12 protein-coding genes are annotated in these 24,153 nt (G+C 70.3%); 7 read left to right on the top strand and 5 right to left on the bottom strand.

The annotated features are described in order from the left end of the window. Window positions 1–16 precede the first annotated feature (16 nt). Complete coding sequence (locus AC1RP5_RS09805) at window positions 17–535, top strand: hypothetical protein (protein ID WP_493110452.1); 519 nt, start codon at window positions 17–19, stop codon at window positions 533–535. 4 nt (window positions 536–539) lie between these two features. Here the strand turns inward: AC1RP5_RS09805 and AC1RP5_RS09800 are convergent, their stop codons facing one another. Further along, complete coding sequence (locus AC1RP5_RS09800) at window positions 540–1,649, bottom strand: PIG-L family deacetylase (RefSeq protein WP_493110451.1); 1,110 nt, start codon at window positions 1,647–1,649, stop codon at window positions 540–542. A 316-nt stretch (window positions 1,650–1,965) separates the two neighbouring features. Here AC1RP5_RS09800 and AC1RP5_RS09795 point away from each other — a divergent pair, with 316 nt between their 5' ends. Then, window positions 1,966–4,905: a DUF4114 domain-containing protein gene (locus AC1RP5_RS09795; RefSeq protein WP_493110450.1), complete on the top strand. Its 2,940-nt coding sequence runs from the start codon at window positions 1,966–1,968 to the stop codon at window positions 4,903–4,905. A gap of 384 nt (window positions 4,906–5,289) precedes the next feature. Next, a complete protein-coding gene (locus tag AC1RP5_RS09790) occupies window positions 5,290–5,499 on the top strand; it encodes a hypothetical protein (protein WP_493110449.1) in 210 nt (69 codons plus the stop codon). Between the two features lie 31 nt (window positions 5,500–5,530). On the opposite strand, the gene AC1RP5_RS09785 is transcribed toward AC1RP5_RS09790, so the two are convergent. The 3 genes from AC1RP5_RS09785 to groL are packed head-to-tail and all read right to left on the bottom strand — an operon-like array spanning window position 5,531 to window position 8,202. Next, a complete protein-coding gene (locus AC1RP5_RS09785) occupies window positions 5,531–5,956 on the bottom strand; it encodes a hypothetical protein (RefSeq protein ID WP_493110448.1) in 426 nt (141 codons plus the stop codon). Then, window positions 5,953–6,537, bottom strand: a complete 585-nt coding sequence (locus AC1RP5_RS09780) for a hypothetical protein (protein ID WP_493110447.1) — start codon at window positions 6,535–6,537, stop codon at window positions 5,953–5,955. The genes AC1RP5_RS09785 and AC1RP5_RS09780 overlap by 4 nt, the downstream gene beginning before the upstream one ends. Window positions 6,538–6,546: 9 nt before the next feature. Next, window positions 6,547–8,202 carry a chaperonin GroEL gene (gene groL, locus AC1RP5_RS09775; RefSeq protein WP_493110446.1) on the bottom strand — a complete coding sequence of 552 codons (1,656 nt, stop codon included), beginning with the start codon at window positions 8,200–8,202 and terminating at the stop codon, window positions 6,547–6,549. 250 nt (window positions 8,203–8,452) lie between these two features. On the opposite strand from groL, the gene AC1RP5_RS09770 reads away from it, so the two are divergent. Next, a complete protein-coding gene (locus AC1RP5_RS09770; RefSeq protein ID WP_493110445.1) occupies window positions 8,453–9,559 on the top strand; it encodes a sensor histidine kinase in 1,107 nt (368 codons plus the stop codon). 11 nt (window positions 9,560–9,570) lie between these two features. After that, window positions 9,571–10,434, top strand: a complete 864-nt coding sequence (locus tag AC1RP5_RS09765) for a transglutaminase family protein (protein ID WP_493110444.1) — start codon at window positions 9,571–9,573, stop codon at window positions 10,432–10,434. Window positions 10,435–10,606: 172 nt separating this feature from the next. Here the strand turns inward: AC1RP5_RS09765 and AC1RP5_RS09760 are convergent, their stop codons facing one another. Beyond that, the gene (locus tag AC1RP5_RS09760) at window positions 10,607–10,807 is read right to left on the bottom strand and encodes a hypothetical protein (RefSeq protein WP_493110443.1); all 201 of its coding nucleotides are present in this window, start codon (window positions 10,805–10,807) and stop codon (window positions 10,607–10,609) included. Window positions 10,808–11,084: 277 nt separating this feature from the next. On the opposite strand from AC1RP5_RS09760, the gene AC1RP5_RS09755 reads away from it, so the two are divergent. Further along, window positions 11,085–17,870: a beta strand repeat-containing protein gene (locus AC1RP5_RS09755; protein ID WP_493110442.1), complete on the top strand. Its 6,786-nt coding sequence runs from the start codon at window positions 11,085–11,087 to the stop codon at window positions 17,868–17,870. A gap of 277 nt (window positions 17,871–18,147) precedes the next feature. Next, window positions 18,148–24,006 carry a beta strand repeat-containing protein gene (locus AC1RP5_RS09750; protein WP_493110441.1) on the top strand — a complete coding sequence of 1,953 codons (5,859 nt, stop codon included), beginning with the start codon at window positions 18,148–18,150 and terminating at the stop codon, window positions 24,004–24,006. The last annotated feature ends 147 nt before the right edge of the window (window positions 24,007–24,153 follow it).

Below are 24,153 nucleotides of genomic sequence, written 5' to 3'. Positions count from 1 at the left end.
TATCGAGAGCCGATTGATGACAGGTCGCAACATGCCGCGCCGCCGATCCATTGGGTGCCGGATCATCGGGCTCCTCCTGCTTGCCTGTGTGACCACGCAAGCGGGCCTCGCGCAAACCGCCAGTGCGCAGACAGAGCGCGAAACCTTCGCCGCCTATTGCCTGGGCGTGCTCGAAGGATGGCCCGCCCTCGCGGATTCCGCCCGACGCGCCCAATGCACCGCCTCGGCGCAGGAATGCGATGCCCGTGAAGACTTCGCTCGCGAGATGGATGCGAAGTACGCCGCCCACGTGGCCCGGCTGCAACGGTATCTGACCGACAGGGGCCACACGATTGGCACGGGCGCGATTGCGGCCATCACCAAGTCTGGCGGGCAGGATCGCATCGCCTGCGACGCCGCGGTGAGTGCTTACGTGCTGTGCCGGCCCGTTTGCAGCGTCGTCGGGGCGCCGGCCTGTCAGCGCTGCCTCGACGAGAAGCGCGAGCCGGCCTGCGGGCGCCTCGCGCCGTGCCTCGACCCGTCTTCGGCGCCCTAGACGCCTAAGCCTGCTTGCGCAGCGGGGCGGCGGCGAGGCCGGCGCGGTCGAACTCCAGGCCCTGTTCGTTGTCGCGCTGGCGGATGACGCGCAGCGGCTCGGCCAGGATGTAGCCCGCGAAGCGGCCCCAGTAGCGCGCGGTCGACAGGATGTTGTCGTGCTCCAGCGCGGCCATCCGGTTGGTCTGGCTGCAATAGACGTCGATCGCCTCAAGCTTGGCGCCGATGAAGTCGGTGATGTCGACGAAGCGCTGCGGCTTGAACTCCACCGTCGCCGACGGCGACTGATAGCAATAGACGTTGGGCACGCCGCGCGCCGCCACCAGGGTCGCGGCATGGACCGCGCGATGGTCCTGGTGCGTGTCCTCGCTGCAATGCGTGTAGATGTGCGTGGGCTGCATCTTGGCGATGACGTCCTCGATGATCTCGATCGTCTCGCGGCCGTCGGTGATGTGGGTGTCCTTCAGCTTGGCCAGGTGCAGCTCAGCGCCGAGCAGCGACGCGGCCTTCTGCGATTCGGCGGTGCGCACGTTGACGTCGCCGCCCGAGGCGCCGCGCGACAGGGTCAGCACGTGCAGCAGGTCGCCCGCGGCATGGTGCTTCGCCATCGCGCCGCCACAGCCGATCTCGACATCGTCGGGATGCGCGCCGATCGTCAGCACGCGCTTCTGCTGCTGCTTGCGGCGCGTGGCGACCGAGTTGGCGAGCAGCACGACCTGCTCGGCGAAGGCCTCGGCCGTCAGCGGCTTGAACAGCAGACCGTCGATCCGGCACTTCACGACCTGGCGCATGAACGAGGGATCGAGCTCGCGGCTCACGACCAGCGTGGCGACCCAGCGATGCTTGTCCTTGATCTCCTTCAGGAGCGCGAACCCGCCTTCCAGCACCGGATCGACGACCACGAGGTCGAACCGTTCGACGGCGACAAGCGCGGAAGCCGCCGCCGCCGTGGTGACGAACTTCATCTTGGCGATCGGCAGGTTCTGCAGGACGTGGCGCGCGTTCTTCAGCGCGCCCTCGTCGCTGTCGACCAGCAGGATGCGCAGGCGCTTTTCCGTGGCGGTCTCGACGACGGCCAGTCGCGGCTTTTCGAGGTCTGTGTTGGATGTCGACATGGTCGTCACGCGCGCCGGAGTGGAAGGGCGGCGGAACCTATCCGGTCATGATTGGGAGAGCGAGAGCCCGCGTTCACGATCAGCCGGTTTGTCGCACAATTAGTGTTGATCGAACGTCGTCGAGGCCCATCGACTGCAATTATTCAGCTTCCTGTAAGCCTCGAACGATACCTCGCCGCATCGGACGTCAGGTGAGTGACACAGGTGCGAAGCTTTCTTCTCCCGAGGTCATCTCTTAATTGGCGAGCGTGCTGCAATTTTGCCATGATCCGCCGGCCGACGCCGCCGCACGGACTCCCTCCTTCGAAAGCTGCCCATGACGACTTACGATCCGCTCGCCAATTCGACGTTCCTTGAATATGCCGGCTACAACATCGCCGACCAGAGTCTGACGGTCGAGCAAGCCTACCAGATGAGCGACGGCGCGGCTTTTCCGAACGGCAGCTCCTACGGCATCAACGTCGCGATCGTGCTGGACCGGGCCAACGACCCGACCGCGCTGCTGTCGAGCGACTGGGGCAGTCGCCAGGCGACCCTCGACGCGCTGAACAACACCAACACGCTGTGGTCGACCTACGGCGCCGACACCGGCCAGTACAACACCGCGGTCACCACCCTGCAGGGGCTGGGCCTCACGGTGCTCGACAGCACCAACAGCAATTACATCAGCTCGGCGGCATCGCGCACGATCTGGGTCGAGATCAACACCCAGGCCGAATGGAAGGCGTTGTTCGGCTCCGCCAGCACGCTGATGTATTCGCCCACCGGCGGCAATCAGGGCTCTGTCTGGTACTGGAACGGCTCGCTCTCGCTGCCCAGCGAGATCTCGGCCAGCGTCAACGGCCTGTGGCTCGACCAGTCGACGGCCCCGGTGCCCAGCAACATGGCGCCCGGCGTCACGCATCCTCTCATCGAGGGCCCGCAATCGCTCGGCAACTCGCACGAGCGCGACGGCAATCCGCAGGACATCGCCTCCAACCTCTATAATTTTCCGCTGAACGGCGCGAGTTACCAGACCGGGCAGATCGGCCTGATCGAGCCGGGCGTCGGCACCTCCATATCGGGCGACGAGGCGGGCACCGACTTCCAGACCAGGCTCCAGGCCTATCTCACCAATGTCGGCACCAGCGGCACCGGCGGCGTCTTCGTCCAGGGCGCCAACGGCCAGAGCGGCCAATCCGGCGAACGCTCGCTCGATGTCGGCATCGTTGCGGCGATCAATCCCAACAGCAACCTCGCCCTCTACAACGGCTCGGGCGACAACGTGGTGAACGGCAACGCCCAGGCCTCGGTCTTCACCGCCATCCAGAGCTCGATCTGGGGCACCGCGTCCAACCTCGGCAACAGCGCGTCGGTCCCGGCCGCGCCGGTCACCACCAACTCGTGGGGCGACGCCCAGAGCATGGCGCCGAACTCGCCCTTCTATAACGCCTACATGCAGCTCTACGTCGATGCCGCGCTGATGAACCAGACGACCCTGATCGCGCTGGGCGATGGCGGCTCGGGCTTCGAGAACGGCAACGGCCTCGCCACCCCCGGCAACAACCAGACCAGCCCCTACAACATCCTGGTCGGCGGATCGTCGAACTCGACGGTCGGCGGGGCCGCGAACGACCCGACGCTGAACGGCACCAACACCAACTTCACGCCGATCTACAATCTCGCCATGGCGGGCGATGCCGCCACCCTGTGGCAGCTCATGAGCGGCGGCCTCACCCACCTGCCCAGCACGGCCGCAGCCGGCGACTGGTTGGTCGAGACGGTGTGGAACGAATATGCGACCACGGCCAACCAGACCTTCGTGGGCGGCAATGGCGGTGACGGCGATTCCTACGCGGCCAACAATTCCGGCGGCGGCGGCATGGACATGACGCAGCCGACACCCGACTACCAGACCGACTACGGCCTCACCTCGGCCATCTATGCCGCCCTCGGCCTCACCGGACGCGGCACGCCCGACGTCGTGGCGCCGGCTGGCGGCAACCTTTTCTTCACCACGCCCAATGCCGACATGCTGGGCACGACCGGCGAAGGCGGCACCAGCGCCGCCACGCCGTTCTGGGCGAGCCTGATCACGCAGATCAACTACGTGTTCCACGACCAGAACCTGCCCAACCTCGGCTACATGACCGACCTTCTGTATCTCGCGTCGGTCATCGCGCCGGGCTCGTTCAACGACGTGACCCTGGGCAACAACGTTTCCAGCTACTCGCTGGACGGCGCCAACTACGGTGGCATCAACCCGACGGGCTACGGCTACGAGGCGGGCGCGGGCTACGACCTCGCCTCCGGCCTCGGCTCGCCCAACGGGCTGCTGCTGGCGCGCGCGCTGACCGAGATCGCCCATTCGCAGGTCTATTTCGGCACCTTGCCCGACGTGGTCGAGTCCAACGGCGCCGGCGGCTGGACCAGCGGCACGACGCAGACCGTGCTGCTGCAGACCACCGCGACAGCCGACGCGACGGTCGCCGTCCACACCGGCACCGACACGACCGACGCCAGCAGCGCCGCCCACGGCACCTTCGCCTGGACCAGCCAGCTCGCGCAGCAGTCGCTGCAGGCCAACTTCGATCCCGACCTGCTGGCGATGTTCGATGGCCAGAGCCAGGGCGCGCTCACCCAGGCGACGGTGGGGACCGGTGACAGCGTCTCGGTCACCTTCAACGGCAACAACACGGTCGCCGCTCAAGCCGCCATGAGCGCCGCGTACGGCTTCGCGGATTTCTATGCCGACGCCGGCAACTCGGTGCGTGTCGCGCAATCGGTCGCGGTCGCCGAGACCGCCGGCGACGCCAACGACGTGAACGCCGTGGTGCGCATGCGTCAGGTCGCGGGCGCCGACCTTTCGCTGATGCTCTACAAGGTCGACGACTACAACGGCACGATCAACGGCGTCGCGCCCGACCAGGCCAACTACGCCATGCTGGCCTCAAGCAGGGCCTACGGCGTGCAGGGCGGCGGCACGGTGATTGCCGGTCCGGGCGACGGCAATTACGGCCAGGCGCAGATCACCGGCGTCAATGCCGGCGACCTGATCGCCATGCAGCTCACCAACGTCACCAACGGCGACACCTTCTGGGCCTTCAGCCAGGCCAACGAAGTGGTCGGCGGCGAGCACATCGCGCATCTGTGGAACTACGGCGCCAACACCTGGGGCTGGGAAGACCTGCGCGGCGGCGGCGACCGCGACTACAACGACCTCGTCGTCCAGCTCGACTTCACCAGCACCGCCGGCCACGGCCTGCTGGTGGCCTGAGGCAGAAAACCAAAGGTCCCTCGCTGCGCTCGGGATGACAGCGATTCTGGAATCGGCGCACTGCGCAAATTCCGAGAAAAACTGTCCTCCCGAGCGCAGCGAGGGACCTTTCTCTCAAGTCGCTTCACACGAGGTCGTCGAGACAAGCAGGCACGCTTCATCGACATCGTGTGGACCAGCGTGTATGCAGGGTCACCGTCGCCCACGTACCCATGGCTTGCGATGGCTGAGAGATGCATGTGCTCCCGCCCTCTTGGAGGAGCACGCATGAACCATTGGTACGATCCCCCGTTTCTTCTTCCGGTCTTCCTCGCCGTGCTGATCGTCTCGTACGCGCTGCTGCGGACGCCGCCCGTTTAAAGACAGCCGCAAAGGAACAATCGATTGAACCGTCCTGAACTCGGGCCCGAGGAATTCGCCGGCTTGCAGGCGATCGACGGCAGCATCGCGCAACGACGTCCCTCGATCGAAGTCGAGATCAGGCTGCGCGAACTCGGCCTGATCGAGCGGAACGGCATTTCCCGCCTGCCGATCCGCACGAAGCGGGGCAACGATCTCGTGCGAGAGCATGCAGGGATGATCGACGCCGTCTGACGGGCGCGCGGCGCGACCGGCGCGCGCGCCTCTAGTTCGCCGGGCCCAGCCCTTCGGCGAAGGCGTTCAGCGCGACCAGCGCGAGCGCGAGGCCCACGGCTGCCCAGAACCGCCAGGTCAGGAAGATCCACCCGCCGAGCGGTGCCGGCGCGCGATCGCGCGGTGCCGGCAAGGTATCGACGATGCGGTGCGCGGTGCCGGCGGCATCGCCGTCGGCCCAGCGCGTGTCGGGCAGTTTGGTGAAGGTCGCGGCGAGCGACCGGGCCGCCTCGACGCGCGGCAGTCCCGCGAGGCGCACCGCCTCCTGCCAGGGATCGATGCCGACGCGCGACAGCGCCGTGAGAATGGTGATGTCCTCGCCGCTGTTGCGGGCGTCGCGCGTTTCGTGGCCGACGACGGTGAAGAGAAAGGACGTGTAGCGCGCGTGGCCCGACGCAAGCTCGGGGGGAACGGTCACGGCTGCACGGTCGACGAGCGCTCCGGGCTGGCCTCGGTCTCGGAGGATTCGAGATTGCGGTCGGGCGTGAGCTGCACGAGCAGGAAATAGAAGGCGATCGCCAGCGCTCCCCAGATCAGCCAGGTCGCGAGACCCGCTTTCTGTTTGGGGGCAATTGCTCGCGCGACGTCCACGGGCGCGTCTCTCCTCGGTGCCTTTGCCTTCCCGCCCATCATCCGTTCCGACCTGACCGCCGCTTCCAGCGAGGCGACGCGCGCCTCGGCGGTCTGCGGGATCGCAGCGACCGCGCCCTCGGGCAGCAACGCGACCAGGCGCGCCGCGATCTTCACCGCCTCACCATCCGCACCCGCTCCGGCCCAGGGACGATCGGGCAGCCGCGCGATGGTGCCGGCCAGCGCCTGCACGGCTGCGTCGCGCGGCAGCGCCGCGAGGCGTTCGGCTTCCTGCCACGGATCGATGCCGAGTCGCGACAGGGCGGAGAGCACGGTAATCTCCGTGCCCGCCGCGTCCTGACCCAGCGCACCGAACAGGAAGTCGTTGTAGGCCGAGTGGCCGAGCGAATATTCCGGTCGCAGGGTCATCGTGTCGGGCTAGAAGCCCATGCCTCCCATGCCGCCGCCACCCATTCCGCCCATGCCACCACCCGGCATGCCGCCGCCATCGTCACCGGGGATCTCGGCCACCATCGCCTCGGTGGTCACGAGCAGACCCGCCACGGAAGCGGCGCCCTGTAACGCGGTGCGCACGATCTTCACCGGGTCGATGATGCCCGCCTTGATCATGTCGCCGTATTCGCCCTTCTGCGCGTCGAAGCCGAAATTGGCGTCCTTCTGTTCGAGCAGGCGGCCCGCCACCACCGCGCCGTCGTGGCCGGCGTTCTTCGCGATCTGGCGCACCGGCGCCTGCAGCGCGCGGCGCACGATGTCGATGCCGACCTGCTGGTCGGAGTTGGCGCCGCGGCAGTCCTTCAGCACGCGCGTCGCGTAGAGCAACGCCGTGCCGCCACCGGCGACCACGCCCTCCTCGACCGCCGCCTTGGTGGCGTGCATCGCATCCTCGACGCGGTCCTTCTTCTCCTTGACCGCGAACTCCGAACCACCGCCGACCTTGATGATGGCGACGCCGCCCGCGAGCTTGGCCAGCCGCTCCTGCAGCTTCTCGCGGTCGTAGTCGGACTCGACCGTGTCGACCTGGGCGCGGATCTGCTTCACGCGCGCCTCGATCGCCTTCTTGTCGCCGGCGCCGTCGATGATGGTGGTGTTGTCCTTGTCGATGACGACACGCTTGGCGGTGCCCAGCATCTCCAGGGTCACGCCCTCGAGCTTGGAGCCGAGATCGTCGCTGATCTCCTGCGCCGCCGTCAGGATGGCGATGTCGCCCATCATGTCCTTGCGGCGGTCGCCGAAGCCCGGCGCCTTGACCGCCGCGACCTTGAGGCCGCCGCGCAGCTTGTTGACCACCAGCGTGGCCAGCACTTCGGCGTCGACATCCTCGGCGATGATCAGCAGCGGCTTGCCCGACTGCGCCACCAGCTCGAGCAGCGGCAGCACGGTCGAGAGACCGGCGAGCTTCTTGTCGTGGATCAGGATGTAGGGGTTCTCGAGCTCGCAGCTCATCTTCGCGGCATTGGTGACGAAGTACGGCGAGAGGAAGCCGCGATCGAACTGCATGCCCTCGACGACCTCCAGCTCGGAATCGAGCGTGGTCGCCTCCTCGATGGTGATGACGCCCTCGTTGCCGACCTTCTTCATGGCCTCGGCGATCATCTTGCCGATGCTCTTGTCGCCGTTCGCCGACACGGTGCCGACCTGGGCGATCTCCTCGCTGGTCGAGACCTTGCGGGCGCGCCGCTTCAGCTCCCCGATCACCGAATCGGCCGCGAGGTCGATGCCGCGCTTGAGGTCCATCGGGTTCATGCCGGCGGCGACCGACTTCAGGCCCTCGCGCGTGATCGCCTGGGCGAGCACGGTGGCGGTGGTGGTGCCGTCGCCCGCGGCATCGGAAGTGCGGGTCGCGACCTCGCGGACGAGCTGTGCGCCCATGTTCTCGAAGCGGTCGGAGAGATCGATCTCCTTCGCCACGGTGACGCCGTCCTTGGTGATGCGCGGCGCACCGTAGGATTTGGCCAGCACGACGTTGCGGCCCTTGGGTCCCAGCGTCACCTTCACGGAATCGGCCAGCATGTCGACCCCGCGCATCATGCGCGAGCGCGCGTCGCCGCCGAAGCGGACTTCCTTAGCGGCCATGGCGTTTCGCCCCCGATAGGTGTTCTGAATGTGTTGGTCCGGACGTGCGGACCGTGCCGGGCCGCGAAGCGGCGCGTTGCCCCAACATGGTGACGAAGCGGCCCATTAGCCAGCGATATCTCGGCAATCGGTGAGGCCCAGCGCCGCAACGCCCGAATTGCACAGACTCAAGGGCCCCGCGCCGCGTAGGGTGCTCCGGTATCGCGCCACGAGGCACCCCTTCCCGCGATACCGCGCGGGAGCGCATTCCATGCTGCATCTCGTCCAGCCCACGCCGGGCTCTTCCGCCACCGATCCCGGGACAGAACCGCGCGACCGCGCCGGCATCGAGGCCGTGCGCCTCGCGGCGACCGAACGCTACGGCATCCTCGACACGGTGCCGGAGGAAGCCTTCGACCGGATCACCGCGCTGGCCGCCGACATCTTCAACGCGCCGATCGCCCTGCTGGGCTTCATCGGCACCGACCGCGTCTTCTTCAAGTCGCATCACGGGCTCGACACGACGCAGGCCGCCCGCGGCGCCGATCCGGCCGCGCCGGTCATGACGCCCTGGCTGCGCAGCGAGTTCAGGAACGGCTTCCATGCCGGCGTGCCGCTGCACAGTCCCGATGGGTACGAGATCGGCACGCTGTGCGTGATCGACCGGCGGTCGCGGCGCGTCGACGACCAGCAGATGCACCGGCTGCGCGCGCTGGGCGGCATGGTGACCGACATGCTGGCGATGCGGCTGGCGGCCCGTCGCGCACTGGCGCTGGCCGAGATGGCCAGCAACGAAGTCGATCATCGCGCGATGAACAGCCTGCAATTCGTGGCGAGCCTCCTGCAGCTGCAAAGCGGCGCCGCCGTGCTGCCCGAGACGGCTCAGCAGCTGCGCGCGGCCGCAAACCGCGTGCTGGCGGTGGCGCGCGTGCACCGCACCTTCACCGTCGTCGGCACGACCACCGACTCGACCGATCGCGTGCCGATCCTCGCCCATCTCCGGACGCTCTGCGAGGAACTGTCGAGCAGCGTCGGCAGCGAGATCCGCCTGGAAGGCCGCGACGAGGTCGAGGTGCCCAAGCTGCAGGTGCTGCCGATCGGCCTGATCGTGAACGAGCTCGTCACCAACGCGAACAAGCATGCTGGCGACCCGATCACCGTCGTCTTCGAGCGCGACGGCGACTCACACCATCGGCTGAGCGTGCTCGACGAAGGCCCCGGCCTGCCGCCGGGCTTCTCGGCGACCGAACCCACCGGCAAGGGGCTCGGCATGAGGGTGGTGAAGACGCTGGCCGAACAGCTTGGCGGCGCGCTCTCGGCGACGACCAATCCGGCGGGCCGCGGCACCTGCTTCACGGTCACCTTCCCGATCGCGTAACGAAGCCCGTCTTGCTCACGCTCCGCATTCGCCACCGCACCACCTATCTCTATCACGCGCCCGTGCGCCTCGGACCGCACCGGCTGATGCTGCGCCCGCGCGAAAGCCGCGAGCTGCGGCTGGTCTCGCACGACGTCGTGGTAACTCCGGCGGCGAGCGTCACCTGGGCGCATGACGTGTTCGGCAACGCCGTCGCAACGGCCACCTTCGACGGCCTCAGTGACCGGCTCGTGGTCGACAGCGAAGCCGTGCTCAAGCTGGGTGTCGATCCGTGGCCGGTGTTCGACATCGCCGCCGTCGCGACGACCTATCCGTTCGCTTACACCGCTGCCGACTGGAGCGACCTCGGCGCTTTGGTGGTGCCGCAATATTCCGATCCCGAGCGCAAGCTGCTGGCGTGGGCGAAGGGTTTCGTGCGCAGCGATCCGACCGACACGCTGTCGCTGCTGAAGGATCTGAGTTCAGGTGTCGCCGAGCAGATCCGCTACCAGAGCCGCGAGAGCGAGGGCACGCAGGCGCCGCTCGAGACGATCGCGCGCGGGCTGGGTTCGTGCCGCGACCTCGCGGTGCTGTTCGTCGAGGCGGCGCGCTGCCTGCGCTTCGGGGCGCGACTGTGCTCGGGCTATCTCTTCAGGCCCGATCGCGCGACGGGAAATTACGAGGCCGACTCCACGCACGCCTGGGCGGAGGTCTATGTGCCGGGCGCCGGCTGGATCACCTTCGATCCGACCAACCGCAGCGTCGGCGGCCGCAACCTGATCCCCGTCGCGGTGGCGCGCGAGATCTGGCAGGTGACGCCGGTGTCGGGCGATTTCATCGGCGCCAGCAACGCCTATCGCGGCCTCTGGGTCGACCTCAGCGTGACCGCTGAGTGAGAGAGCGACGGCTTAGGCGCCGAACGCCGCGCCCAATGTGCCGATCAGTCCGCCGATCACCATGAGATAGGCGAAGGTCGCGAAGAGAAGCTGGCGGGAACTGTCGTCCATTGGAGTAACCCTGTTGTGTGCGAGCGAACGAACGCAGGGAAGAGTCGGAGGTTCCACCCGGTCAGGCGTGGCGCAGCGTTCCGCGCAACTGCTCGACGTCGGTCTGCGCCGCCACGATGCGGCCCATCAGGTTGACCCTTCGGATCACGAGGCTGGTGTTCTTCGGATTGACGTTGAGCTCGCCCGACAGATCGTTGAGATCTTCGCGAAGCTTACTCAGGTTCTTCTCAAGCTCGGCAAGCTGCCTGTCTGCTCTGGCCACTGTCACGCCCTCGCAACCGTCGCTCTTAAAGTATCACGTGAAGCTGATGCCAGAACATGCTCGCAGGCAAGGCATTTACGATTGATACAAAACTCTGCCGCCTGACCTTTCGCCGCCCCTCGAAACGCAGGCGGAAAATCTACGTATGTAATGCGACGAACACTAGAACTGCTCCCGGCGGCTCGGCACTATTAAAGGTATCTAGGTGTGACCTGCCGGCCCCCTCCTGGCGCTGGACGCCAGTCAGGCTGGCGTCGCAAGCGTCGGGGGAATCTTCATGTCGACCGTCACCATCAACGGAACGCCTGGCACCAACGGCCTCGACGACCAGCCGCCCAGCGGCAACGGCACCAATGGCGGCGCCGGCGGGAGCGGCAACGCGACGGCGGCGACGGCGGCCGACATCACGAACGACGCGACGGGCGTCGGCGGCAACGGCGGCAACGGCGGCACGGGCGGCGAACCGACCGGCAATGCCGGTGCCGGTGGCGCCGGTGGCTACGGACGCGCCACGGCCACGACGACGGCCAGCAACAGCGACGACTGGAGCTATGCCAGCGCCGCAGCGACCGGCGGCAACGGCGGCAGTGCCGGCGTCGCCGCCTCGGGCGGTGCCGGCGCGATCGGCGGCGCGGGCGGCCGCGCGCGCGCGAATTCGTCGGTCACCAACATCGAGGGCAACGCCTACGCCTCGAGCACGTCCGCCAGCGGCCACGGCGGCAGCGGCGACATCGCCGGCGCGGGCGGCATCGCCATCGACTCGTCGGCCGCGGCGTATGCCGGCGCGGGCGACAGTGCGACGGCCACCGTCGACCAGACCGGCGGCAACGGCGGCGATGCGACCGGCAGTGGCACCGGCGGCAAGGGTGGCTACAGCACGCTCACCAATGCGGTGACGGGTTCGACCGACGGCGGCATGCTGACCCTGATCCAGACCGCGACCGGCGGCGCCGGCGGTGCGGCGCTCGGCGGCGGCCTCGGCGGCAATGGCGGCACCGGCACCTCGTCCCTCACCGTCGCCGACACCGGCAGCGCCTTCGCCAGCCAGCTCTTCGCCACGTCGATCGCCATCGGCGGCAAGGGTGGCGATGCCGCCCTGGCCGGACGCACCGGCGCCACCGCGACGGCCACCGTCACGGTCTCGGGCTACGGCGAACTGAGCGCCGATTCCCAGGCGACGGGCGGCAACGGCGGCAACGGCAATGCCGGCAACGGCGGCAGCGGCGCGGCGGCGACGGCCACCGCGACGGCCACCGGTGGCGGAACGGCGACCGGCATCGACATCGATGCGTCCGCGACCGCGACAGGCGGCAACGGCGGCAGCGCCAACGGCGCGGGCTTCACGGGCGGCATCGGCGGCACGGCCACAGCGACGGCGACCACGTTCGCCAACGCCACCATGGTCGCCAGCGCGAGCGCCACGCAAACGGGCGGCAATGGCGGCCAGGGCAACGCTGGCGCCAACGCCGGCGACGGCGCCGCGAGCACGATGAGCAACGCGGTGAGCGGCGTCGCCGTCGGGGCCTCGCTCTCGCTCAACCAGACGGCGATCGGCGGCGATGGCGGCGACGCCATGACGACCGGCTATGGCGGCAACGGCGGCGCGGCCAACGCGACGCTGACCGTGACGGACGCGACCGCTTTGTCGGTGTCGATCACGTCGCAGGCCGACGGCGGCAACGCCGGCTCGGCGGAGCTGACCGGCCATCTGCGCGGCGGCGCCAGCGGCGCGGCCACAAGCGCGCTCCACACCACCGTGGCCACCACCACCTCCTCGACCGCCAACGCGAGCGGCGGCGACGGCGGCAGCATGCTCTCGACGGGAACGCTCGGCTCGGGTGGCGGCGGCGGTGCGGCCAGCGCCGCGGCGTCGGCGACGGGCAATACGCTCGTCATTGCGACGGCGAACGCGACGGGCGGCGGCGGCGGCGCGGGCTTCGGCGCGGGCAAGCATGGCGGCTCCGGCCGCATCCTGGACAACGCGGCGACGGCTGCAACCGTCGACCTCAGCTCCGGCATCTCGAGGGCGACGGTAACCCAGGTGGGTGGCCTGGGCGGCGACGGTTTCAGCGAAGCCGACGGCGGCGCGGGCGGCAACAGCACGCTGAACAACGCGGCAACGGCCAGCGGCTTCGGTCGCCTGGAATGGTCGCAGGTCGCCACCGGCGGCACTGGCGGCAATGTCGAACTCGGCGGACTGGCGGGCCGCGGCGGCACCGCGACCGCGACCTACAGCGCCAACTTGTTCGGCATCCCATCCAGCAGCCTGACCAGCGTCGCGATCGGTGGAAACGGCGGCGGCAGCATCGCGGGCGGCGGCGGCGGCGGGCGCACCGCCGCGACCGGCACCTCGACCATCCAGCTTGCGGCCGAAGGCAACACCTCCGCCGTGGCGGCAGGCATCGGCGGCAACGGCGGCAATGCCGAGAGCGGCAATGGCGGCGGCGGCGGCAAGGGTGTCGCGCAGACGAACCTGACGGCGCTGACCGCGGACAGCACCTCTTCCACCAAGGCAGAGGCCGCTGGCGGCAACGGCGGCAGTGCGACCGGCGTCGGCGTGACGGGCGGCGCGGGCGGCACGGTGCAGGCCACCGCGAATGGCATCGCCGATGTCGGCGCCAACCTGTCCGTCGAGGTCAAGCTCACGGGCGGCGCGGGCGGCGGAGCCCAGGATGGCGCGACCGGCGGCAAGGGCGCGTCGGTCAGTGCCACCAATCTCGTCACCGGCTACAGCGAAGGCGCCTCGATCACCCTCACCCAGGGCGCGATCGGCGGCGCCGGCGGCGCCAGCTACGGCGGCGGCAAGGTGGGCACCGCGGGCACGGCCTATTCCCAGGTCGACTACGACGCGACCGCGGGCGGACACACCGCCCTGTTGGCCACCGTGAACACGAACGCCACGGGCGGCGCCGGCGGCTCGATGAGCTACAACATTAGCCAGGCGGCCGGCGCGGGCGGCAGTGCGACGGCGGACGGCACGGCGCGAGGTGCGTCGAACGCGAACGCCAACGCGACCGCCATCGGCGGCGCCGGCGGCCTCAGCGTCATGTCCGGCACGGGCGGCACCGGCGGCGGCGCGAGCGCGAGCACCCTTTCCAACGGCGACGAGTCCGCCGCCACCAGCATCGCGACCGGCGGCAAGGGCGGCTCGGTCTTTGCCACGTCCGGCGCCAGTGCCAACGGCGGCGCGGGCGGCAAGGCGGATCTCTCCACCGCCACTGCCCAGAGCGGCGACGGTCTCGCCAACGCCGTCGCCCGGGCGACCGGCGGTGAGGGTGGCGAGGGCTACGGCGCGGGCAAGTCGGGCGGCGCGGGCGGCGCGGTGGATCGCCTTGTGGCGGAAGCCACAGCGTCGGGTGACGGCGATGCGACCGCCACAGTCCAAGCGACCGGCGGCCAAGGCGGCGCCGGCAGCGGCGGTGCGTCCGGCGGCGCCGGCGGCTCGATCTATATCGGCGACACGCTGACGATCTCCACGGGCGGCATCGCGACACAGACCCAGTCGGCCCAAGGCGGCGCGGGCGGTGCATCGGCGGACGCGTCGGGCGGACGCGGAGGTGCTGCCTCCTCGCAGCTCACCTCAACGGATTCTTCCAGCATCATGAATTTCACCCGCGTCAATGCCACCGGCGGCGATGGCGGCGACGGGGCAAGCGGCGGGACAGGCGGCATGGCGCTCGCGTCGAGCGCGCTGACCATAAGCTCGTTCGGCTCTTCGACCGCCACCGCGATCGGCGGCGACAGCGGCGCCAGCAGTGGGGTCAGCGGCAAGAAAGGCGGCGACGCGGATGCGGATGCCACCATCGAGTCCTCTGGCGCCGGCGTCGCGGTCAGAGCAGAAGCCGTCGCAACAGGCGGCACGGGCGGCGATTCCAGTGCGGGCACCGTCGCGGGCAACGGCGGTTCGGTCGACGCGACCGCGTCGGCGCGCGCCGGAGCCGGCGCGGCCGTGAGCGCCATTGCGACGCAGACCGGTGGCGACGGTGGCAATGGCACGGCCAGCAACATACGCGGCGGCAACGGCGCATCGTCCAAGATCGCCAACGCGGTGTCCGGCGTCAGCGACCATGGCGAGGTGACGCTGATGCAGACCGCGATCGGCGGCAACGGCGGCTCCTCGCTCGACGTCAAGGGCGGCACGGGCGGCGAGGCCCAGTCGATCCTCACGGTGAACAACTGCGGCTGCGTCGATCCCGTCACCGCCTTCCTCACCGGTTCCGCGACCGCGATCGGCGGCAACGGCGGCGACACGCTGGGCGGCAGCGTCAACGCGCGGACCGGCGGCGCAGCAACCGCCGTCATAACGTTGATCGACGATGGCGATGTGGACGGGACGGCCACCGCGACCGGCGGCATGGGCGGCGACAATGCCGGTGTCGGGCTTGCCGGAATCGGTGGACAGGCGGGCGTCCAATCGAGCACCAGCTCGGCAACCAGCGACGCGACCGCCACCGCCATCGCCGTGGGTGGCCAGGGCGGCGCCGGACTGGGCGGCAGTGCTGAGGGCGGCACCGGCGGCAAGGCGCTTGCCGTTGCGTCGTCGCTCAGCACCACCGTCGCGAACGGAACGGCCGTCACCACCGGCGGACGCGGCGGCGATGCGGCCGGCGCCGGGCGCACCGCCGGAAACGGCGGCGTGGCCAACGTCATGGCGTCCTACGCCGACGCCAGCCTGGAGGCCGGCGGCACGGCGACGGCGACCGCCTCGCAGACCGGCGGTCGCGGCGGCAACGGCACCGGCGGCGCCAATGCCGGCAACGGCGCCGACAGCATCATCGACACCAGCACCGGCACGACGCCGATCGTGATCGCCACGACCGATGGCGGCACGGCCAACATGTACCAGTACGTCTTCGGCGGTAACGGCGGCGATGCCACCGGCGGCGGCGCAGCCGGTCTGGGCGGCGAGGCGACGTCGAACTTCCTCTTCAACGCCCCCGACAACCCGTACGACCTGCGCGATGCGATCATCGTTGCCTCGGTGGAGGCGACCGGCGGTGCCGGCGGCCTCGACGCGACCGGTGGCGCCCAGGGCGGCAGTGCCGACGCCTGGGCGTACTTCTACTCCGACGTAGACACGAGCATCGATCTCGGCACCGCCGCCACCGGCGGCGCGGGCTTCGTGGGTGGCGATGCGACGGCCGAGACGACGGCGACAAGCGATGGCGGTCCGGCCAACGGTCGTGCCACCGCCACCGGCGGCGCGGGCCGCGAAGGCAGCGTGGGCGGCGATGGCACCGCGACCGCATCGGCAACCGGCCTGACCGAGGCCACGGCGACGGCCACGGCCACCGGCGGCGCGGGCGGCGACAGCACGAGTGGCGGCGGCATGGGCGGAAGTTCGGGTGCCGTGGCGAATGCCGGCTCGTTCGCCACCGCGACGGCCATCGCCACCGCGACGGGCGGACAAGGTGGCGCGGGCCTCGGCGCAGCCGACGGCGGCGCGGGCGGCAGCGCGACGGCGCAGGCCACCGCAGGCAGCCTGACCTCCGCCGGAGCGGCGGCCATGGCCACCGGCGGGCGCGGCGGCGATGCCTCCGGCGCGGGCCGCTCGGCCGGAAACGGCGGCCAGGCGCTCCTCTCATTCGTCCAGGTGAATGCCAGCGGAGCTGTCGGCGCAGAGGCCTCGGCAAGCGGCACCCTTACCGGCGGCGATGGCGGCGATGGCTACGATGGCGCCAACGGCGGCACCGGCGCCACGATCTCCTTCACCAGCACCAGCTCTTCGGCGTCCTCGGTGATCGCCTACACCAACGGCGGCAACATCGACCTCGAGCAGATGGTCTTTGGCGGAAACGGTGGCGATGCCGACAGCGACGGCCATGCCGGCTCGGGCGGCAATGCGACCTCGACGTTCGACTTCGACGCCAGCGACCTCGCGGTCAACCAGCGCAGCGCCGCCATCGATGCCTCGGTGGAAGCAACCGGCGGCCACGGCGGCGCCGACGCGACGGGCGGCGCCGGCGGTGGCCATGCGGGGGCCTTCGCCACTTTCCAGGCCAACGCGGCCACCAGCGTCGAGGTGAGCACCGAAGCCACCGGCGGCGCCGGCAGCGTGGGCGGCTCGGCGCAGGCATCGACGACGGTGATCGCCCACGCGGGCAATGCCTCCGCTTCCGCGTCCGCCACCGGCGGCGTGGGATCCGACACGTCGGGATCGGCCGACGCCTACGCCCATGCCGAGGGCGGCCTCAGCGCGCAAGCGGACGCCCATGCCAACGGCTCGACCGCCGAATCGGAGGCGAGCACGCATATCGGCATCGACGGGCTCGTCGGTGTCGACAGCTTCATCGTCGAAGCGTCGACCTCCGCCGTCAGCTCTGGCAGTGGCGTGCACGACACGCTCGCGCTCGCGGCCTACGACGCATCCGACGCCGCGCCGGTGATCGACAACCTCAACGCCGGCGCGTTCGTCAACGCCGCACCGGGCAACGCGGCGGTTGACGTCGTCATGGCCGACAATCCCACCATCGGCACGGGCTTCGCCGCGGCGACCTCCTACTTCGCCATCATGGACATGTTCGGCCAGCACACCGACGGCTCCATCGGCACGCAGACGGCGACCACGTCGGTCGGCTTCACGGTCGAACTCTCGGCGCTGCCGGAAACCGGCAACCTGGTGATGGGTTTCTACGGCGGCAACGACTTCGGCAGCGACTTCACCTCGATGACCTTCAACATCACCGCCGACGGCAACATCATCGAGACCCAGACCTGGACGGACCCTGCATTGGCGGTCGCGTACTTCACCGACCAGTGCATCATCTTCGGCCCGATCACCGGCTACGACGGCGACACGGACGGCAAGATCGACTTCAGCTTCTCCTTCGAGATCGTGACCGACACCGCCGGCAGCGGCTTCCAGGGCAGCATCATCGTCGGCGACCCACCGCCGCAGACGACGACCGCAAGCGCCGCCGACGCCTACGAACTGTCGCAGGCGATGGCGGCACACACCGGCACGCCGATGGAGTCTCACGACTCCCCTGCCCCGCCGACCGACGCGACGACGCCGCTCGACACGGCACACACCGACACACAGCACGACCACTTCGTGGTGTAAGGCCAAGCGAAGCTCGGCCGAGAAGCGTCAGGACATCGCTTGGCGATGTCCGGGAGCGCCGATGGAAGAGCGATCACACGAAGCTCATGACCCCTCCGTCGACGTAAGACGTCGACACCTCCCCATTTGAATGGGGAGGAAGGTGGTTCCTCGTTCGCGTCCTGCGCGCGAGACGGTTCTGTGAATTTCCCCAGGCAGGGCTGGTGCGCGCGGTGTGAACCTTGTTACGTTCGCCAGGGGACCGTCGACCGCGGCGGGACACTTGGGGGAAATACAAATGACCGAGATCATCGTCACCGGCACGGCCGGCACGCCTGGCGTCAACGGTACCGCGCCTTCGGGCAACGGCGGCGTGGGCGGGACCGGCGGGACCGGCAGCGCGACCACTCCCTCGACAACCGATCCCTCCAATCTGGCCTCGGGCACCGGCGGTGACGGCGGCAATGGCGGCGAGGGCGGCGAGCCCGACGGCAACGCGGGCGCCGGCGGCGCGGGCGGCATCGGGAAGTCCAACGCCACGACGGTCGTCGATCGCGGCGACGTGATCGCGGAAGCCGAATCCGCCGCGACCGGCGGCAATGGCGGCAATGGCGGCGTGCCCAGTTCGGGGGGCGTCGGTGCAGCCGGCGGTGCCGGCGGCCGGGCGACCGCGATCTCCAGCGCGACCAACGCCTCGGGCGACGCCACGGCGCACAGCGACGCCAGGGGCGGTAACGGTGGCTACGGCACGACCGGCGGTGCGGGCGCCATCGCCACCGGCTCGACGGCCACGGCACATGCCGGCAGCGAAGCCAGCGCGACGGCCAGCGTCGACCAGACGGGCGGCGACGGCGGCGCGTCCCTGGGCGCCGGCGTGGCCGGCGGCAAGGGCGGCTACAGCAAGCTCGAGAATGCCGTGAGCGGCACGACCGACGACGGCACCTTGCTGCTGCGCCAGTCGGCGACCGGCGGCAACGGCGCCGATGCGCTCGACGGCAATGGCGGCGCGGCCGGCAGCGGCAGTTCGACCCTCACCGTCAACGACACGACCAGCTTCAACATCAGCAACTCGGTCACCGCCGATTCGATCGCCGAGGGTGGCAATGGCGGCAACGGCCGCAACGGCGGCGCCGCCGGCACGGCCACGGCCTACGTCAACCTGACGGGCGCCTACTATGTGACGACGAGCGCAGAGGCTTATGGCGGCAATGGCGGCGCGGCCGATGGGTCGGGCGCGGGCGGCAATGGCGGCAACGGCGCTGGCGCCTCGGCCACCTCGCTCGCCAAGGATAACGGGGCGACCACCGCCGGCACCGTGGAGAGCAACGCGGCCGCGACGGGCGGCAACGGCGGCACGGGCTACGGCGTGGGCTTCAAGGGCGGCAATGGCGCGACAGCGAGTGCTTTCTCGACGGTCGAAAGCGCGTCGCCCGGCACGGCGAACGCGACGCAGACCGGCGGCAGCGGCGGCGATGGCTACGGCGGCGCCGATGCCGGCACGGGCGCGGCCAGCACGATGAACAACGCGGTCGCCGGCGGGCCGGTCGGCTTGCAGTATCTCACCCTCACCCAGACGGCCGCGGGCGGGCGCGGCGGCAATGCCCGCGACGGCGGCTACGGCGGCAGCGGCGGCGCGGCCACGTCCAATCTCACCCGCAACGATTCGGATTCGCTCTCGGTCACGCTGATCTCGACGGCGGAAGCCGGCGACGCTGGCTCCGCCGATGCCGCGGGCCGTGCGCGCTCCGGCGCCAGCGCCACCGCGACCAGCCATGTCGAACTGGTGAGCCCTCCGATCGACGTGTTCGAGACGACCGCCAGTGCGACCTCCAACGCGACCGGCGGCAACGGCGGTGACATGGCGACGACGGGCGCCGAAGGCTCGGGCGGCGCCGGCGGCGGCGCCACCGCCACCGCCTACGCACGGGCCACCCACTCCGCGACCGCCGAGGCGAATGCCACCGGCGGCAACGGCGGCGTGGGCTACGGCTTGGGCATGCACGGCGGCGCGGGCCGCGCGCTCACCGACGCGGCCTCCGCCACGGCCATCGTCGACCACAACTTCGGCACCGTGATTGCGGAAGTGACCCAGACGGGCGGCAACGGCGGCAACGGCACTATCGGCGCAACCGGGGGCGCGGGCGGCAACAGCACCCTGAACAATGCAGTCAGCGGAAGCGGCTTTTTCGCCCAGGCCACGCTGTCGCAAACGGCGATCGGCGGCGACGGCGGCCGCACCGACGACAGCGGGCTGGCCGGCCGCGGCGGCGCGGCGGTGTCGAACCTCACCCTCAACACCGCAGGCACCATCTTCGACGTGACAAGCGAGGCCCGCGGCGGCAACGGCGGCGGCACCACTCCCTCCTCCGGCACCACTGGTCGCACCGGCGCGACCGGCACCGCGACACTCAACATCGAGGCGCCGCTCAGCGGCAACGCCATCGCCCGCGCCACCGGCGGCGACGGCGGCGATGCCGGAGGCTGGAGCGGCGGCAAGGGCGGCACGGGCATTGCGACCGCGACTCTGCACACGGCCAACAGCGGCACGCTCGGCATCTTCGCAGAGGCCACGGGCGGCGACGGTGGTTCGGCGGCCGGCCCGGGCGCGTCCGGCGGCGCGGGCGGCGTGGCGCAGGCCTCGTCGCGCGGCACGGCCGACGACTTGGCGAGCCTGACGGTCGGTCTCTCGCTCAAGGGCGGCAACGGCGGCGCTGGCGGCGGCACTGCCAACGGCGGCGCCGGCGCCTCGATGAGCGCCGAGAACCTCGTCAGTGGATACACCGGCAACCAGCTCACGCTCTCGCAGGACGTAACCGGCGGCAACGGCGGCAACAGCGACGGCGGCAAGGCCGGCACCGCGGGCTCGGCCTATTCGAAGATCGACTACGACAATGTGACCGAAGGACATCCCGCCCTGTCGGCGATCGTCCAGACGAGCGCCACGGGCGGCGACGGCGGCGCCGCGAACTTCAGCGGCCTCAAGGGCACGACGGGCGGCGCCGCGACGGCGATTGCCATATCGGCGGGATCGGAGATTGGATCCACCAATGCCTCCGCCACGGGCGGCTTCGGCGGCAACGGCTTCGTGTCCGCCGGCGCCGGTACAGGCGGCGCGGCGAGCGCCGAGGCGACGACGCACAGCACCGACAACACGGCCGATGCCCAGACCACGGCGACCGGCGGCAACGGCGGCTCGATCCTCACATTCCTCGGTCTGGACCTGGCCGCCAATGGCGGCGCCGGCGGCGCGGTGATCCTGTCCGATGCCGACGCCACGAGCGCTTCCGATTCTGCCACGGCGGTGTCCACGGCGACCGGCGGCGGCGGCGGCACGGGTCTCGGCGTCGGCAAGTCGGGCGGCGCCGGCGGCTCGGTGAGCAATGTGACGGCGACGGCGACCGGCAACGTAGATGCATCCGCCTCGGTGGAGGCAAACGGCGGCCGCGGCGGCGACGGCATCCACGGCGCGGCCGGCGGCGCCGGTGCCTCCGTCTATATCGGCGATGCGGTGACCGCCTCGGCGTTGGGCGTCTTGACGCTCTCGCAGACGGCGGAAGGCGGCGCCGGCGGCAGGTCGGACGATGCGTCCGGCGGCCGCGGCGGCGTGGCCTCCTCGATGATCAACCTCACGGACACCACGGCCACCACGACCCGGGCGACCGTCACCGCCATCGGCGGCGATGGTGGCGACGGCGGCGTCGGCGGATCCGGCGGCAGCTCGATCGCCTACAACACGCTCACCGTGTCTCTCCACGGCTCGTCGGATGCCGTCGCGATTGGCGGCGACAGCGGCCTGAGCGCGGCAGGCGTCAGCAAGAAAGGCGGCAACGCGGACGCGCGGGCCTCGATCGAGACTGCCTCCGCCGGCGGCCTGCTCGGCGCCAATGCCACCGCCACGGGCGGCCGCGGCAGCGATTCCAACACGGGCGGGATTGCGGGCAACGGCGGTTCGGTCAATGCGACGGCCTTTGCAGAGACCGGCACCGGCGGCTCCGTGAACGTCGGGGCGGAACAGACCGGCGGCGACGGCGGCGACGGCATCGCCCCCGGCACGCGCGGCGGCAACGGCGCGTCGAGCAAGATGTCCAACGCGGCGTACGGCGTCGCGGGCGACGGCGACGTCGTGCTGACGCAGAAGGCGACCGGCGGCAACGGCGGCACCTCGCTCGACAGCTTTGGCGGCACGGGCGGCGATGCCCTCTCGTTCCTCACCATCGACAACTGCGGCTGCGTCGATCCCACCACCGCGTCGATGACCGTCACCGTGAGCGCCTATGGCGGCAATGCCGGCGACGTGCTGGGCGGCAACGTCAACGCGCGCAGCGGCGCCATCGCAGGGGCCGTCGCCCTCGTCACCGATGCCGGCGACGTGAACGCCACGGTCATTTCGGTCGGCGGCAACGGCGGCAACAATCTGGGCAGCGGACGCGGCGGCGCGGGCGGCGACGTTGCGGGCGGCGCGCAGGTCTCGACCGACGGCGGCAATGCGACGGCCGACGTTACCGTGACCGCCGGCGACGGCGGCGACGGCGGCATGGGCTCGCGCGGCGGCGATGGCGGCAGCACCGGCGGCGGCGGCGGCCCGATCGTGGCCGTAGCGGCGGGCCTGAACGAGGCCACGGCCATCGCCCGGGTGAACGGCGGCAACGGCGGCGACGCCCACGGGCTGGGCGGCACGGGCGGCTACGGCAGCGGAGGCGGCATGCTGCTGGTCGTCGCCGATGCCAGCCTGATCGAGGGCGCGATCGCGACGGCGACGGCCGAGCTGCACGGCGGCAACGGCGGTGCGGCCACCGACGGGGCGGATGCCGGCGACGGCGCCTTCGCAATCCTCGCCTCCGCTCCCCTGGCCACGACCGACCAGGGCACCGCGACCATGTACCAGTACGTCCATGGCGGCGATGGTGGCGATGCCGTCGGCGGCGGCCATGGCGGCTACGGCGGCAATGCGATGTCGTTTTTCGACTTCGACTCCGCGACCAATCCGTTCGGCCACTGGGACGACACGATCACCGTCTCGGCCGCGGCGACCGGCGGCGACGGCGGCGACGCCGACAGCGCCAACCACGGTGGCGACGGCGGCAACGCCCAGGTTTCGGTGAACGTCCGTTCCGACGCGGCCACGAGCTTCACGGCGGAAGCCATCGCCACGGGCGGCAACGGCGGCGCCGGAGATGGCGCGGGCGGCACGGCGGAAGCTTCGTCGTCGGTGAACAACGCCGCAGGCCACGCGGGATCTTCCGCCACTGCCATCGGCGGATATGCTCTCGGTGCCTCGGGCACGGCCGAGGCATTCGCCTTTGCCAGGGGCGCCACCGCCCAGGCCGAGGCGAGCACCCACATCGGCCTCGAGGATGCGCTCGCCGGCAGCGGCGACATGATCACCGAAGCCGCCACCTATGCCAGCAGCACGGGCGCCGGCGATCACTACGCGGAGGGACTTGCCTCCTACGGCACGCCGCTTTCGTCCAGCATGTCGATGAGCAGCCTCCAGGCCGGCTCCTACGTCACCGCCGCGCCGGACATCACGACGGTCGACGCGTTCATGGTCGGCAACACCGACATCGCCGCGGGCTTCGCGACGGCGACGTCGTACTTCGCCGTCCTGGAAATGTTCGGCCAGCACAACGCCGAGATGAGCGGCAGCCAGACGGCGGCCACCACGGTCAACTTCTCGGTCGACCTCACGGCCCTGCCCGAAACCGGGGATCTGGTGATGGGCTTCGCCAACGGCAGCGATTTCGGTGGCAGCTTCACCGGAATGACGTTCGAGATCTACGCCGACGGCACCATGATCGACGAGCACATCTGGTCGGACTCGGCCGCGGCGATCTCCTACTTCACCGACAACTTCGTCAACTTCGGCTCGATCACCAACTACGACACCAACGAGGACGGCAAGGTCGCCTTCCAGTTCGTCTTCCAGATCGATACCGACACCGCCGGCAGCGGCTTCCACGGCAGCATCATCGTCGGCGACCCGCCGCCCGCGACGACGACCGCCAGCGCCGCCGATGCCTACGAACTCTCGCAGGCGATGGCCGCACACACCGGCACGCCGGCGGAGAGCCACGAGACCCCCGCCCCGGTGAACGACGCGACGACGCCGCTCGACACCGCGCATCACGACACCAACCACGACCACTTCGTGGTGTGATCGACACCTTGAGCTTGAGAAAGGGCCGGCAACCGCCGGCCCTTTTTCTTTGAGTGCGCCGGCGAAGGTCCCTCCTCGCCGCGCATCAACTGAAGCGAGTAGTTCTTCGCATCGTCAAACCGACTTGATACGCTGCCGGCACGAATA

This window comes from Reyranella sp. GW821-FHT12G01, from assembly GCF_058806575.1.
Note: the sequence above shows the minus strand (reverse complement) of the source record. Positions and strands in the feature narration are given on the sequence as shown.

Bases quoted from the DNA above. Each gene is read 5' to 3' on its own strand.
- groL (WP_493110446.1), bottom strand. From the start codon at position 8,202: ATGGCCGCTAAGGAAGTCCGCTTCGGCGGCGACGCGCGCTCGCGCATG.
- AC1RP5_RS09750 (WP_493110441.1), top strand. From the start codon at position 18,148: ATGACCGAGATCATCGTCACCGGCACGGCCGGCACGCCTGGCGTCAAC.
- AC1RP5_RS09800 (WP_493110451.1), bottom strand. From the start codon at position 1,649: ATGTCGACATCCAACACAGACCTCGAAAAGCCGCGACTGGCCGTCGTC.
- AC1RP5_RS09805 (WP_493110452.1), top strand. From the start codon at position 17: ATGACAGGTCGCAACATGCCGCGCCGCCGATCCATTGGGTGCCGGATC.
- AC1RP5_RS09780 (WP_493110447.1), bottom strand. From the start codon at position 6,537: ATGACCCTGCGACCGGAATATTCGCTCGGCCACTCGGCCTACAACGAC.
- AC1RP5_RS09770 (WP_493110445.1), top strand. From the start codon at position 8,453: ATGCTGCATCTCGTCCAGCCCACGCCGGGCTCTTCCGCCACCGATCCC.
- AC1RP5_RS09795 (WP_493110450.1), top strand. From the start codon at position 1,966: ATGACGACTTACGATCCGCTCGCCAATTCGACGTTCCTTGAATATGCC.
- AC1RP5_RS09755 (WP_493110442.1), top strand. From the start codon at position 11,085: ATGTCGACCGTCACCATCAACGGAACGCCTGGCACCAACGGCCTCGAC.